General features: G+C 59.1%; 14 protein-coding genes. 6 read left to right on the plus strand and 8 right to left on the minus strand.

The genetic code is table 11. The annotated features are described in order from the left end of the window. Nucleotides 1–66 precede the first annotated feature (66 nt). Nucleotides 67–510 (plus strand): NUDIX hydrolase, encoded by a 444-nt coding sequence (locus tag Q0X85_RS04015; protein ID WP_297769335.1) that lies wholly within the window; start codon nucleotides 67–69, stop codon nucleotides 508–510. Here the strand turns inward: Q0X85_RS04015 and Q0X85_RS04020 are convergent. After that, complete coding sequence (locus Q0X85_RS04020; RefSeq protein WP_297769478.1) at nucleotides 485–1756, minus strand: fused response regulator/phosphatase; 1272 nt, start codon at nucleotides 1754–1756, stop codon at nucleotides 485–487. The genes Q0X85_RS04015 and Q0X85_RS04020 overlap by 26 nt on opposite strands. A gap of 155 nt (nucleotides 1757–1911) precedes the next feature. Here Q0X85_RS04020 and Q0X85_RS04025 point away from each other — a divergent pair, with 155 nt between their 5' ends. Continuing rightward, nucleotides 1912–2247 carry an Hpt domain-containing protein gene (locus tag Q0X85_RS04025; RefSeq protein ID WP_297769339.1) on the plus strand — a complete coding sequence of 112 codons (336 nt, stop codon included), beginning with the start codon at nucleotides 1912–1914 and terminating at the stop codon, nucleotides 2245–2247. Here the strand turns inward: Q0X85_RS04025 and ilvA are convergent. Continuing rightward, a complete protein-coding gene (gene ilvA / locus Q0X85_RS04030) occupies nucleotides 2244–3482 on the minus strand; it encodes a threonine ammonia-lyase IlvA (protein ID WP_297769342.1) in 1239 nt (412 codons plus the stop codon). The two genes, Q0X85_RS04025 and ilvA, sit on opposite strands and share 4 nt — an antisense overlap. 105 nt (nucleotides 3483–3587) lie before the next feature. On the opposite strand from ilvA, the gene Q0X85_RS04035 reads away from it, so the two are divergent. After that, nucleotides 3588–4814 (plus strand): argininosuccinate synthase, encoded by a 1227-nt coding sequence (locus Q0X85_RS04035; protein ID WP_297769345.1) that lies wholly within the window; start codon nucleotides 3588–3590, stop codon nucleotides 4812–4814. A gap of 56 nt (nucleotides 4815–4870) precedes the next feature. Here the strand turns inward: Q0X85_RS04035 and Q0X85_RS04040 are convergent, their stop codons facing one another. Further along, entirely contained in the window at nucleotides 4871–5284 is a 414-nt protein-coding gene (locus Q0X85_RS04040) for a hypothetical protein (protein ID WP_297769348.1), read from the minus strand. A 110-nt stretch (nucleotides 5285–5394) separates the two neighbouring features. Then, nucleotides 5395–6117, minus strand: coding sequence for an HAD family hydrolase (locus Q0X85_RS04045; RefSeq protein WP_297769480.1), 723 nt, complete (start codon nucleotides 6115–6117; stop codon nucleotides 5395–5397). A gap of 118 nt (nucleotides 6118–6235) precedes the next feature. Here Q0X85_RS04045 and tmpT point away from each other — a divergent pair, with 118 nt between their 5' ends. Beyond that, on the plus strand, nucleotides 6236–6874 hold the full coding sequence (tmpT, locus tag Q0X85_RS04050) for a thiopurine S-methyltransferase (protein WP_297769351.1): 639 nt from the start codon (nucleotides 6236–6238) through the stop codon (nucleotides 6872–6874). Here tmpT and Q0X85_RS04055 read toward each other — a convergent pair. After that, entirely contained in the window at nucleotides 6871–7779 is a 909-nt protein-coding gene (locus Q0X85_RS04055) for a D-amino acid aminotransferase (protein WP_297769353.1), read from the minus strand. The two genes, tmpT and Q0X85_RS04055, sit on opposite strands and share 4 nt — an antisense overlap. Nucleotides 7780–7926: 147 nt before the next feature. Here Q0X85_RS04055 and msrA point away from each other — a divergent pair, with 147 nt between their 5' ends. After that, entirely contained in the window at nucleotides 7927–8595 is a 669-nt protein-coding gene (gene msrA, locus Q0X85_RS04060) for a peptide-methionine (S)-S-oxide reductase MsrA (protein ID WP_297769356.1), read from the plus strand. On the opposite strand, the gene Q0X85_RS04065 is transcribed toward msrA, so the two are convergent. Continuing rightward, entirely contained in the window at nucleotides 8586–9452 is an 867-nt protein-coding gene (locus tag Q0X85_RS04065) for a ribokinase (RefSeq protein WP_297769359.1), read from the minus strand. The genes msrA and Q0X85_RS04065 overlap by 10 nt on opposite strands. 232 nt (nucleotides 9453–9684) lie before the next feature. Between Q0X85_RS04065 and mutS the strand changes: the two genes are divergently transcribed. Further along, complete coding sequence (mutS, locus tag Q0X85_RS04070; RefSeq protein ID WP_297769482.1) at nucleotides 9685–12303, plus strand: DNA mismatch repair protein MutS; 2619 nt, start codon at nucleotides 9685–9687, stop codon at nucleotides 12301–12303. 18 nt (nucleotides 12304–12321) lie between these two features. Here the strand turns inward: mutS and Q0X85_RS04075 are convergent, their stop codons facing one another. Beyond that, entirely contained in the window at nucleotides 12322–12882 is a 561-nt protein-coding gene (locus tag Q0X85_RS04075; RefSeq protein WP_297769362.1) for a nucleotide exchange factor GrpE, read from the minus strand. A 9-nt stretch (nucleotides 12883–12891) separates the two neighbouring features. Next, entirely contained in the window at nucleotides 12892–13956 is a 1065-nt protein-coding gene (gene hrcA, locus Q0X85_RS04080) for a heat-inducible transcriptional repressor HrcA (RefSeq protein WP_297769364.1), read from the minus strand. Nucleotides 13957–13961: the final 5 nt, after the last annotated feature.

Consider the following 13961-nt stretch of genomic DNA (forward strand, 5'->3'; position numbering starts at 1 on the left):
TCCGCCTTGCTTCGGCATATCGCGTGTATGTAGGCAGGACAAGACGGGGCACCAAGGGGGCAAGCCATGATCCGGAGATTCGGCACAGCACCGCGCCAAGATGTGCGCTATCGGTTGCGGCCCGGGGTCTATGCGATCCTGCCGCAGGGACGGCATCTGCTGGTCACACATCAGGCCGAGCCGGTACCGGAGCTGCAACTGCCGGGCGGCGGGATCGACCCGGGCGAACATCCACTGCGCGCGCTGCACCGCGAGGTCTTTGAAGAAACCGGCTGGATCATCGCGCGGCCCTGTCGAATCGGGGCGTTTCGGCGGTTTACCTATATGCCGGAATACGGGTTCTGGGCCGAAAAGCTCTGCGTGATCTACCGCGCCGATCCGGTGCGTGCCTTGGGCGCGCCGACAGAGCCGGGGCATCGCGCGGTTTGGATCACACCGGAGGTCGCGGCGGAACGCCTAGGCAATTCCGGCGACCGGCATTTCTTCAGCCGGGCATCGGGCCTGGCTTGAATTCCAGAAGCACTGCGGAAATATCATCCTGAAAATCGGCATCCTCGGCGAAATCCGATAGTTTCCAGATCAGTGATTCGAGAAAGGCACGACCGCGCGTCTGGCGCAAATCGCGCAGGATGCGGGCAAGCCCGGCCTCGTCGAGCAGCGCACCATCGCGCGCGGCGCATTCGGTCACGCCGTCGGAGTGGATCAAGAGCCTGTCGCCGGGCGCCATCGTGACTTCGAATTGCTGGAATTCGGCGGCGTCGATCAGCCCCACGGGCAGGCCGCCTTGACCGATGAACTCTACGGTGCCGCCCGCGCGTTGCAACGCCGGGTAAGGGTGACCCGCCTGCGCGATGATGACATGGCCACTATTGAGGTCAACATCGGCGAGGGCGATGGTGAAGTAATGCTCGGTCTCCATCTCGGACATGATCACGCGGTTGAGCATCGCAACCGCCTCGGCGGGCGGGCGTGGCGCAAAGCCGCCGCCGCGCGTCTTCTGCAAGGCGAGGTTCTGTTCGGGCACCGAGGACGACAAATACCCCGCCAGCCGTGCCGTCATCAGCGCCGAACTGATGCCGTGACCGGACACGTCGATGCCATAAAGGCCGACACGCCCCTCCGCGATCGGAAACATGCCCACGAGGTCACCACCCACATGCCCTGCCGATTGCAAGATCAGCGACACGTCGGCCGGGCCAAAATCGCGATACCTTTCGCTGACCAGCGATTGCTGCAGCTTCTTGGCCTCAATCAGGTCGCTGTCGAGCGAATCATAGAGCGATTGCAATTCGTCGAGGGTGGATTTGATCAGCCGGTTCTTTTCGGTCAGCTCTCGCTCCATCTGCAGAATGCGGGCGCCTGCTGCAATGCGGGCGCGCAATTCAGCGGCATTGACCGGTTTGGTCAGGAAATCATCCGCCCCGGCATCGAGACCAAGCGCCACCTCATCCTTGTCGCTCTTGGACGTCAGAAGGATGAAATATCCGTATGCGTCGCGCGGCATGGCGCGAAAGGCGCGGCAGAAATCCAGCCCCGTCATGCCAGGCATCATCCAGTCGCTGAGCACCAAGTCGGGCGCGTAGTCGGCGCAGATCACAAGCGCCGCACCACCCGATTCGGCCTCGCGCACGTCAAAACCCCAACGCTGCAACGACGCGGTCAGAATGCGGCGTTGTGCGCGACTATCATCAACGACAAGTACACGACGGATGACATCGCAACCGGTTTCGATCCGCCCATTTTCCGTTCTGCGCACCCGCACCGTTGATCCCCTTGGCCTGTTCACCATCGGCCATAGCGCAGCCATGTTTAAGGATGAGTGAATGGTAAAAATGTTCAGAATTACTGAGACGCGTTAACGATTTCTCAGGATCCCACACGGCACTCTGACCCGGTCGAAGGAGACCGGAAATGATCGACTGGAACCGCGTTCGAAACCTGCGGGATGAAATTGGGATCGACGCGTTCGAGGAGGTCGTCGACCTCTTTATCGAAGAGGTCGAGACCGAGATAGAGAAGCTGCGCACGCCGGATGAGGCGCTCGATATCGAGGCGCAGTTGCATTTCCTCAAGGGCAGCGCGCTCAACCTCGGCTTTGCCGATTTTTCGGATCTTTGTCACCGGGGTGAGGGGGCCGCCGACAAGGGACTGGCCGCAGAGGTCGACCTGGTGGAAATCCTCAACTGTTTTGACCGCTCAAAAGCGGCGTTCCTAACCGGCCTGACGCCGGAGGTGATCAACGCCTAGATCAGGAACTCCGCCAGCACCTCGTCGCGGGTGATATCGCGGTAGTCAAACCCAGTATCGTCCAGCTTGCGCAGGATATGAACGAAATTCTCGGGTCGCGTCGTTTCGATCCCGATCAGGACAGAGCCAAAATTGCGCGCCGATTTCTTGAGATATTCGAACCGGGCGATATCGTCCTCTGGTCCGAGGATATCAAGGAAATCGCGCAAGGCCCCGGGGCGCTGCGGCATGCGCAGGATGAAGTATTTCTTGACCCCCGAGTAGCGCTGCGCGCGTTCCTTGACCTCGGGCAGGCGTTCGAAATCGAAATTGCCGCCCGAGGTGACGCAAACCACGGTCTTGCCCCGGATCGCCTCAGCCATATCCTTGAGCGCATCGACGGCGAGCGCGCCCGCCGGTTCCAGCACGATGCCCTCAATGTTGAGCATTTCCAGCATCGTGGTGCACAGCCGGTCCTCGTCGATCACCCGAGCCTGCGCCGGATCAAGATCGGCGAGCCGCGCAAAGGTGCGCGCGCCGATCTGCGCCACGGCGGCCCCGTCGGCGAAATTCTCGACATGGCGCAGGCGCACCGGCTCTCCAGCAGCAAGGGCCGCGGCAAGACAGGCCCCGCCCGCAGGCTCCACCAGCGTCAGGGCAACCGCATCGCCCATGTAGCTGCGCACCCCCGCCGATAGACCACCACCGCCCACCGGCAGGATCAGGTGATCGGGCATGCCGCCAAATTGCGCCTCGATCTCGACGGCGACGCTGGCCTGCCCCTCGATCACGTCCTCGTCGTCGAAGGGCGACAGAAAATGCCCGCCAACCTCGGCGCAATAGGCTTGGGCGGCCTGCAGCGTGTCGTCGAAATAATCGCCGGTCAGGCGGATTGACACCGCATCGCCCCCGAATTTCTCGGTCTTGCCGATCTTTTGCTGGGGTGTCGTTACCGGCATGAAAATCACACCCTTTACACCAAAATACCGGCACATGAAGGCCACGCCCTGCGCGTGATTACCGGCACTGGCACAGATGAATTGCGTAATCTCGGGTCGCGCCGCGAGTGCCTTGCGCATAGCGTTGAATGCGCCACGCAGCTTGTAGGAACGCACCGGGCTCAGATCCTCGCGCTTGAGCAGGATTTCCGCCCCGTAGCGTTCCGACAGGTGATCGTTGCGCTGCAGCGGCGTGGGCTCGAACACGGCGCGCATGGCGGCCTCGGCGGTGCGGGCATTATCCTGAAACTCGATCATCCCGTTTCAGTGCCGCAATCGGGGCGTGCTGGCAAGGGGCGCACCTTGCCCTGCCACGGAAAACCGGCTAAGCGCGCTGCGATATCCGCGAGAGAGGGGAAACACATGTCCGCGCCCAAGAAAGTTGTTCTGGCCTATTCCGGGGGCCTCGATACCTCGATCATCCTGAAATGGCTACAGACCGAGTATGGCTGCGAGGTGGTGACGTTTACCGCCGATCTGGGGCAGGGCGAAGAGCTGGAACCGGCACGGGAAAAGGCGAAACTCCTCGGGATCAAAGAGGAAAACATCTATATCGAGGATGTGCGTGAGGAATTCGTGCGCGACTTCGTGTTCCCGATGTTCCGTGCCAATGCTCTCTACGAGGGGCTCTATCTGCTCGGCACCTCGATCGCCCGCCCGCTGATTTCCAAGCGTCTGGTCGAGATCGCCGCCGAGACCGGGGCCGATGCCGTGGCGCATGGTGCCACCGGCAAGGGCAACGATCAGGTGCGGTTCGAGCTGGCGGCCTATGCGCTCAACCCCGATATCAAGGTGATCGCCCCCTGGCGGGAATGGGACCTGACCAGCCGCACGCGACTGCTTGAGTTTGCGGAGAAAAACCAGATTCCGATTGCCAAGGACAAGCGCGGCGAGGCACCGTTCTCGGTCGACGCGAACCTGCTGCACACCTCAAGCGAGGGCAAGGTGCTGGAAGACCCGGCGGAGGCCGCGCCGGACTACGTCTATCAGCGCACAGTCAGCCCCGAAGCGGCACCCGATACCCCCGAATTCATCGAGGTAACGTTCGAGAAGGGTGACGCGGTGGCCATCAATGGCGAGTCGATGAGCCCGGCCACGATCCTCACAAAGCTCAACGAATTGGGCGGCAAGCACGGCATCGGGCGGCTCGATTTCGTGGAAAACCGGTTCGTGGGCATGAAGTCACGCGGTATTTACGAGACCCCTGGCGGCACGGTCTTGCTCGAGGCGCATCGCGGGATCGAGCAAATCACGCTCGACAGTGGCGCGGGGCATCTCAAGGATTCGCTGATGCCGCGCTATGCGGAGCTCATTTACAACGGCTTCTGGTTCAGCCCGGAACGCGAGATGTTGCAGGCGGCGATCGACAAGAGCCAAGAACATGTCAGCGGCACGGTGCGGCTCAAGCTCTACAAGGGGGCGGCGACGACCGTCGGGCGCTGGTCCGATCACAGCCTCTATTCCGAGGCGCATGTGACCTTTGAGGAGGATGCCGGGGCCTATGATCAGAAGGACGCGGCGGGTTTCATTCAACTGAACGCCCTGCGTCTGAAGCTGCTCGCGGCGCGGAACCGGCGTCTGAAGGGTTAGCCCTCCATATTGAAAAGAAAGGCGGCCCTGCGACGGGCCGCCTTTCTCGTATCCGGTCACTTCGCGGTGACGACCGTCATCACAAGGTTTCCATCCATCTTGATCGGGCCGTCTTCCTTGGCCCCCAAGGTGTATTCGAATACGCCGGTCTGCATCCCGCCGTCTTCGGCATGCACCATCAGCATGAGCATATCGCCTGCGGCGACATCTTCTTGCAGAATCGCGGCGACATCATCCGTCTCGCCCTTGCGAAGGGGGGCGTAGCCAACAACCGGACCGGGCTTCATGTCTTCGCCGGTGCGATGCACGACCAGCCAACCGTTTTTATCGGCGACCACCTTCTCGGCGCTCACGATACCGTTGGCGACGCTTTGGTCCTCGGCCATCACCATCGGGTGCATTCCGTGATCATCCGCCATCGCGACACCAGCGGTGAGGGCAAAAGTCGTTGCAAGAACAGTCGTCTTCATAGTGAACTCCTTTGTCATGGCTTCGACCGGGCTTTTACCCGGCACAGCACAAGACACGGATTCGAGTGGAGATAGTTTCAAGTCGGCCGAATATTTCCTGCGGCAACTCATCAGGCAAGCCGCAGCTTGACGGCGCGCAACCGCTCATAGGCGGGCATCGCCGCCTCGGCCAACGCGGCGCGCGCACCGTCCAGTTCAGGCGGTGGCCCCTCGGCGGGGGCAAAGCCAGTGCTGTCATGCACCGCCGCGTACCAATGCGCCGCCCAGACCCCGTCATCGGCATGGCCGCCGCGGGGCCACACGAGCATGGCGGGGGCCCAGTCTAGGTCGATGGCCGCGCAGAGCCGTTTTAGCATTCGCTCGGGGTCACGGCGGATATCGGCGGAATCGATGACGACGGGCGATTGCCCTGCGGATACCAATTGGTCGTAAAGTTCGACCTGCTGGACAAAGCCGATATCGGCGAGCGTCGGATTGTCATACTTGGCCGAGAAACTGGCGGCGACGCGCGCGGGGTGGCGGATGAGAAACACGTTGGTCAGTTCATTCACCCAGTCGCGCGGCACGCCGGGGATCATGTGCTGGGCCATGTGTTTCTGATAAAAATGCGGCTTTTGGGCCGGAACAGTGCCTAAAAGCCCCTCCACTACGCGCGCGGGATCTTGCGGCTGCGCGGCCAGGATCGCGTCGCACATCGGGTGATCGAGCCCGGTCTGCGCGAGATAGGCGGCATAGAACGGCTCATCGACAACCGCACAATCGCCGCGCGCGGCAAAGCTGTACATCATCGCGGTCGACAGGTTGCGCGGGCCGGACCACATGGCGATCCGCATCTCAACCCCGCCCGGCAATGTGGTCATGCGTCATCGTCACTGGCCCGTCCCCCATGTTCCCGGCATGTTAACACTGTCTAGGATCGTCGAATCACCGATGCAACAGGAGAGGCAGGCAATGGACGCAGAGTTCTGGCATGATCGCTGGCAGGAGGGGCGGCTCGGGTTTCACGAGGGTAAGGTGAACCGGATGCTGGAGGCGCATATCGGAGCGCTTGGGCTAGTGCAGGGGCAACGCATATTTCTGCCGCTCTGCGGTAAAGCGATTGATATCCCGTGGCTCTTATCACAGGGCTACCAAGTTGCCGGGGCAGAATTGAGTGAGATCGCTGTCCATGATCTATTCTCCGAAATGGGCGTCACACCGGAGGTAACAGATACAGGACGCCATCGCCGGTACGCCGCAGAGGGTGTCGATATATTCGTCGGAGATATCTTCGAGTTGAGCCGCGATGTCGTTGGGTCTGTGGATGCAGTTTATGACCGTGCCGCGCTGGTGGCGCTGCCCGACGACAGGCGCGCGCGCTATGCGGCGCATCTGGCCCAAATCACGGATAGCGCACCGCAGCTTCTTGTAACCTTCGAATACGACCAAAGCGCGATGGAAGGTCCGCCATTTTCCATCACTGAGGAGGAAGTGATGCGCTGTCATGGCGCGCGCTTCGCGATCAGGGTGCTGGCGGATGAGGATGTGCCGGGCGGCCTCAAGGGCGTGGTGGCAGCAAGGGAAAAGGCAATGCTTCTACGCCCCACCTAAGCCGTTTCATGCTGAATCAGAGTCTTGTACAGATCCTGAACATGGCTTGTCACCGGCCCTTGCAGGCCGTCTCCGATCTGGCGTCCGTCGATCTCGCTCACCGGGGTTTGTGCGCCGAACGTTCCGGTCAAGAATGCCTCATCAGCACCGTAGGTCTCGACCAGGGAAAAATTCTTCTCATAAATGGGAATGGCGTTTGCGCGGCAAAGGTCGATGACCTTCTGACGGGTTATGCCGTTCATGCAGTAATCCCCAGTCGAGGTCCAGACCGCGCCCTTGCGCACAATGAAGAAATTGCAGGCATTGGTGGTGTTCACGAATCCATGGATATCGAGCATGAGCGCCTCGTCGGCGCCGGCCTTTTCGGCCGCGATACACGCGAGGATACAGTTTAACTTGGAATGCGAGTTGAGTTTCGGGTCCTGGGTCATAGGCAGGCCCCGGATATGCGGCACAGTGGCGAGGCGGATGGGCCGGGCAATCTTCGGCTTTGAGTGTTCCATAATAATAGTCACGGTCGGGCCCTGTTGGCTGAGCGCGGGGTGCTGGAAAGGCCGTGTCTTGATTCCTCGAGTCACCATCAGTCGGGCATGCGCGTCAGTGGTCATGCCATTGGCTTTTTGTGTCTCTATTATAGCTTGAAGCACCTCATCCTGGGTCATGCCGATATCGAGGTCGATGGCCCGCGCGGCCTCGAAGAGCCGGTCGAGATGTTCATCGACGAAGGCCCATTTGCCATTATAGAGGCGCAGCCCCTCCCACACACCATCACCCAGCATGAAGCCGCTGTCATAGACGCTGACCAGCGCCTCAGCCTTGGGCACAACGCGCCCGTTGAGCCATATCAGGATGTTTTCGTTCCGCGCATCCTCTTGGGCGGCATGGGTCGTCTGGTGGTCGGTCATTCTATCCCCTTTTGGCGCGAAGCGTAGTGTTGTCGGCATTGGCTGCCAAGGGTGAAACACCCCTCAAGAGACCGTGACATCACGGGGTCGTATATTTGCGAAGTCACCCGTCTGAGGCAAGATAGCTATGAACAGGAGGAAGAGGCGATGACGGCACATTTTCGGGAAATCAAAGCGGCGGCGCTTGCTGTGTTGATCTTGGTGGGGCTTTGCGTGAATACCAGTCGCGCTCACGCCGCCGATACGGATACGCTCATCATTGCCGGCGGGTGCTTTTGGTGTGTTGAGGCCGACTTCGAGAAAGTTTCTGGTGTAGTCGAAGCGGTCGCCGGATTTGCCGGAGGCTCGGTTTCTAATCCGACCTACAAGGAGGTGACACAGGGTGGCACCGGTCATTACGAGGCCGTGCGAATCACGTACGATCCCTCGCGTGTCTCCCGTCGGCAGCTATTGCACTTGTTCTTCAGATCTGTAGATCCGACCGATAGCGGCGGTCAGTTCTGTGATCGTGGCAATAGCTACCGCACTGCCGTCTTCGTTGAAAACAACGCACAGAAGAAGATTGCAGAAACCTCGCGCGACGCCGCAATGCAAGCTTTGGGTCAAAGGATCGTGACGCCAATCCTGTCGGCTGGGCCGTTTTGGCCCGCTGATGCGTATCACCAGGATTACTACAAGAGCGGGGACATCGTGCTCACTCGGTTTGGCCCAAGAACCAAGGCTAAAGCGTATTCGCTCTATCGTGATGCCTGCGGACGCGATGATCGGGTCAAAGAACTTTGGGGAAATGAGGCGCCTTTTGCTGGTCAGTCCTGAGCGCTTATAAAACGGTCTACCTCTACTGCTGTTGGGATTGCTTCCGAGGCACCGGCACGCGTTACCGAAATAGCTGCTGCTGAGACTGCTCTGAAAATCGCATCCTTTGCGCTGGCGCCACGTGCGAGAGCCTCTACGAGGTAGCCAGTGAATGTGTCTCCTGCGCCGGTCGTATCCATCGCATCGACGGTTGGTGCAGACACAGAGATACGCTTTCCTGTTGCTGTATCGCACCATTCCGCACCGTTGCCGCCCCGTGTCACGATCATTGAGGGGACAGTCAATTTACCCAGATCACTTTCAATCTGGGCCGCTTCGATCTCATTCACAACGAGCAACGTCAGGAACGGAGAAACCTTCAGCAGCGCCTGTGCATCAAAAGGTGCGGCGGAGTACACGACACGCAAACCCTTGAGCCGGGCCATGCGAGCAGCCTCGAACTGCAAGTTGGTCTCGTTCTGCATCATCAGCCAGTCGCCCGATCCCGCGCCTTCCAAAGCGATCTTCAGATCATCGCGGCCAAGCGCCCGATTCGCCCCAGCATGAATGATGATAGAGTTTTCGGCCAATGCATCGACACTTACCACGGCATGTCCAGTAGGGGTCTCGTTGCGCACAACATGACGTACATTCACACCAGCTTCTTCTAGCTCGCTAACCAGCCAGCCTCCTTCAGGGCCGACCGCGCCTATATGCATGACTCGCGAACCCGCGCGCGCGACCGCTATAGACTGATTTGCACCTTTGCCGCCCAACATGCGATCATAGGCTTGAGTGTGAAGGGTCTCTCCGGGCGCAGGCAGGCGGGGCACACGGTACACATGGTCCGCGTTGATAGATCCAAGATTGTAAATCATCGCTTTTCACCTCTGGCGAAGTTCATGATCCTATTCAGGGCATTGTCAGACGGCATGACGCTTGTGATCGGACTCATGCCGAGATCTTTATTCCTAATCTTGGCAATATCCGACCAGCCGCACATCTCAAATAGCGGTAGGTTTTGGCTTTCGCGGAGACAAGCAGATTTGTAAGGTCGCGCCAAAGATCGAGGGGAACGATGTGACAGGCACCGCCATGACTGCAACGCCGATGATGGCACAGTATCTGGAAATCAAGGCGCAGTATCCCGGGGCGCTCCTGTTCTACAGAATGGGTGATTTCTACGAGTTGTTCTTTGACGATGCCGCGGCCGCAGCCGAGGCGCTCGACATCGCGCTCACCAAACGCGGCAAACATCAAGGTCAGGATATCGCGATGTGCGGTGTGCCGGTTCACTCGGCCGAAGGATACTTGCTGACGCTTATTCGCAAAGGCTTTCGCGTCGCTGTATGTGAACAAATGGAAGATCCGGCAGAGGCCAAAAAGCGAGGCTCGAAATCCGTAGTTCGGCGCGAGGTGGTGCGCCTTGTCACGCCAGGGACATTGACAGAAGAAAGCCTTCTGGATGCGCGGCGGCATAATTATCTGGCAAGCTTCACACAAATACGTAACGAGGGCGCTCTGGCTTGGGTCGATATCTCTACGGGCGCCTTCCACGTGATGCCGCTGAGCTTGGAGCGTCTAGGACCAGAACTTGCTCGGCTTTCGCCACGTGAGGTTGTGATTGCCGACAGGGATGAGTCCGTACTTGGCGATATTATCGCGGAGGCTGGTGTCTCTCTCACGGCGTTAGGTCAGGCGGCGTTTGACAGCACGAGCGGCGAAAGTCGCCTTTGCGCGTTATTCGGCGTCGGAACACTTGACGCCTATGGGCAGTTTTCGCGACCGGAGATCGCAGCCATGGGCGCTATCGTCGAATGGTTGGACGTGACCCAAAAGGGCAAGCTGCCACTTTTGCGCACACCGGTGCGCGAGGCACAAGCGCGTGTCGTCCAAATCGACGCGGCGACGCGGCGAAACCTGGAACTGACCCATGCGCTTGATGGTCGGCGATCCGGTTCGTTACTGGCAACGCTTGACCGCACGGTGACGGCTGGTGGTGGACGCCTCTTGGAACAACGGCTTTCGAGCCCAAGCCGTGTGCTGGAGGTGATTGAGGTCCGCCTGAACGCAGTGCAGTTTGCAGTAGACCAATCCCGTTTTTCGCGAAACCTGCGTGATGCGCTGCGCAAGGTTCCAGATCTCGACCGGGCATTATCGAGGCTTGGGTTGGACCGTGGCGGCCCGCGTGACCTTGCGGCGGTGCGGAATGGCCTGGAACAAGCGGCCGTAATAGCCGAACAGCCTTCGGAGCTTGATCTACCGCCACTTCTTGAAACAGCGTCGCAGGAATTGACAGGCCACGACGCGCTGCTTGATTTACTGGATCAGGCGCTGGTCGCAGAGCCACCAATCCTCGCGCGCGATGGTGGTTTTATTGCTCCAGGCTTTGATGCCGAGCTCGACGAGGCACGACAATTGCGCGATGAGGGACGAGGTGTCATCGCTGGGATGCAAGGCGACTACGTCAGGCAAACGGGTATCCAATCGCTCAAAATAAAGCACAACAACGTTCTTGGCTACTTCGTGGAAGTGACCGCAGCCCATGCTGAAAAAATGCTATCGCCACCGCTAAATGAAACCTTCAAGCACAGGCAAACCACGGCCAATCAGGTTCGTTTCACAACGGTGCCCTTGAGCGAGATGGAGACAAAGATTCTCAACGCTGGGGGCCGCGCACTGGAAATCGAAAAGAGGCTCTATGACAGCCTGAAACATAGCATAATGCAAAGCGCGGCTGAGATTGGTCAGGTCGCGCGCGGGCTGGCGGAGCTGGATCTCGCGACTGCGTTGGCAGAATTTGCCAACTCCGAAAACTGGTGTCGTCCAAAAGTCGATGCAAGCCGGGCGCTATGCATAGAGGGCGGGCGGCATCCTGTAGTAGAGCGGGCGCTTAGGGCCCAAGGCGGTGCGCCTTTTATCGCCAATGACTGCGCCTTGGGGAATGAAAGCGATATCTGGTTGCTGACAGGTCCCAATATGGCCGGTAAATCTACCTTCTTGCGGCAAAACGCATTGATTGCCCTGTTGGCCCAAATGGGCAGTTTCGTGCCGGCCACGTCGGCACATATCGGCATGGTGAGCCAACTCTTCAGCCGGGTTGGCGCGTCGGATGACCTGGCGCGCGGGCGCTCGACGTTCATGGTCGAAATGGTCGAGACGGCGGCGATTCTCAATCAGGCGGATGATCATGCGCTGGTCATTCTCGACGAGATCGGACGGGGCACAGCAACCTATGACGGGCTGAGCATCGCCTGGGCAACGCTGGAACACCTGCATGATGTAAATGGATGTCGGGCGCTTTTCGCCACGCACTATCATGAGCTGACTAACCTAAGCGAAACGTTGAAGCGCGTCGAAAATGCAACCGTCACCGTCAAGGAACATGACGGCGATGTTATTTTCATGCACGAGGTCCGTCGCGGGGCGGCAGATCGAAGCTATGGGGTGCAGGTAGCCAAACTCGCGGGACTACCCGAGGCTGTTGTGGCGCGCGCGAGGGTTGTACTCGATGCTCTTGAAAAAGGTGAAAGAGAAGGGGGTGGAGCGCAAAAGGCACTTATCGACGATCTTCCGCTTTTCGCCGCAACGCCGGCGCCACCGAAGGTACAGCGGCAAGAGTCCGTTGTTGAAGAGCGGCTGAAGGAGGTTTTGCCAGATACACTGAGTCCTCGTCAGGCACTGGATCTGCTGTATGAGTTGAAAGATTTGGCGAAACGGGCGGGGTGATACCCGCCCTGCCCCGAGTTATCCTCGGTTGGACGAAACGCCGACTTGTGCCGGTCGCAATATGCGGTCGTGCAGCATGAAGCCCTGTGCCGATACCTGAATGATCTCTCCGGCTTTTGTGCCGGGCAAAGGCGCCTCAAACATCGCCTCATGGTGTTGCGGATCAAAACGGTCCCCAACCTGAGGATCAATCACGGTAATGCCATGTTTGGAGAATACGTTGAGCAACTCGCGCAAGGTGAGCTCGATTCCCTCGAACAAAGCGACAGAGCCAGCGCGCTGTTCTTCGGTAACGGTATCCAGCGCGCGCTTTAGATTGTCATGTACCGGAAGCATATCCCGGGCAAGCTTGGAGCCGCCATAATTCTCCGCTTCGCGTCGGTCCTTGTCCGAGCGCTTGCGCGCGTTCTCTGCATCCGCGAGGGCCCGCATGAACTTGTCTCGAAGCGCGTCGCGCTCCGCACGCAGCGCATCGATCTCTGCCGCCTCATCACTGAAATCTTCGGTCAACGCCTCATGTTCTTCGGCCGCGGCCTCTTCGATATCGTCAAGAAAGCTGTCTTCTTTCGGCTCTGCCATTCTTCACCTCTAGCTCCGGTCGGAGATCAGTTTGCCCACGAGTTGTGCCGTGTAGTCCACAATCGGCACAATCCGTCCATAGTTGAGGCGCGTCGGGCCAATAACACCCACCGCACCGATGATCTTACGGTCTGCGTTCATATATGGAGAGACAACCAAAGAGGAACCCGAAAGTGAGAAAAGTTTGTTCTCTGATCCAATAAAAATACGTACGCCGGCCCCCTCGTCCGCAAGTTCGAGGAATTCTGCGATATCGCGCTTTCTTTCCAAATCGTCAAAGAGGATTCGAATACGTTCAAGATCCTGTTCCTCGGATGTCGAGCTCAGCAAGTTGGCCCGTCCCCGCACGATCAGGCGCTCATAGCTATCGTCCTCTCCTTCCCAAACGGCAAGTCCGCTCTCGATGAGGTCACGGGCAAGCTTGTCTATTTCCTGCTTGCGCGCCGAAATCTGACGGGAGATTACCGTTTGCAGATCCGAAAGTGTCTTGCCTTCAATCAGCGCGTTGAGAAAATTTGCTGCCTCGCGCATCGAGCTCGGGGTCTGTCCGGGCGGTGGGGTAAAGATCCTGTTTTCGACATGCCCATCAGAAAAAACCAAGACCACTAGGGCACGGTCATGGCCGAGACTGACAAACTCTATATGTTTTATCGGCGCCTCGTGTTTCGGCGTCAATACCAACGAAGCACCCCGGGTCACCCCTGACAGCGCCGAGCCGATTCGATCAAGGACGCCCGCGACATCCTGAGAATTGCTGCCAACAGTTGCATCTATCGCATGGCGGTCATCGGCTTCGAGATTGCTGACCTCCAAGAGCCCGTCAACAAACATGCGCAGGCCGTCCTGTGTAGGAATGCGCCCCGCGCTTATATGCGGGCTACCCAGCAATCCGAGGTATTCGAGATCCTGCATTACGTTTCTGATCGTGGCAGCGCTGACCTTTTCACTGAAGTCACGTGTCAGCGTCCGAGACCCAACCGGATCACCACTGATCAGGTAGCTCTCGACAACGCGGCGAAACACTTCGCGCGATCGATCATTGAGTTGCTCCAGAATGGTACTGGCATCGTGCATGGATT

The organism is uncultured Roseovarius sp. (genome assembly GCF_947259555.1).
In the GTDB taxonomy this organism is placed as follows: domain Bacteria; phylum Pseudomonadota; class Alphaproteobacteria; order Rhodobacterales; family Rhodobacteraceae; genus Roseovarius.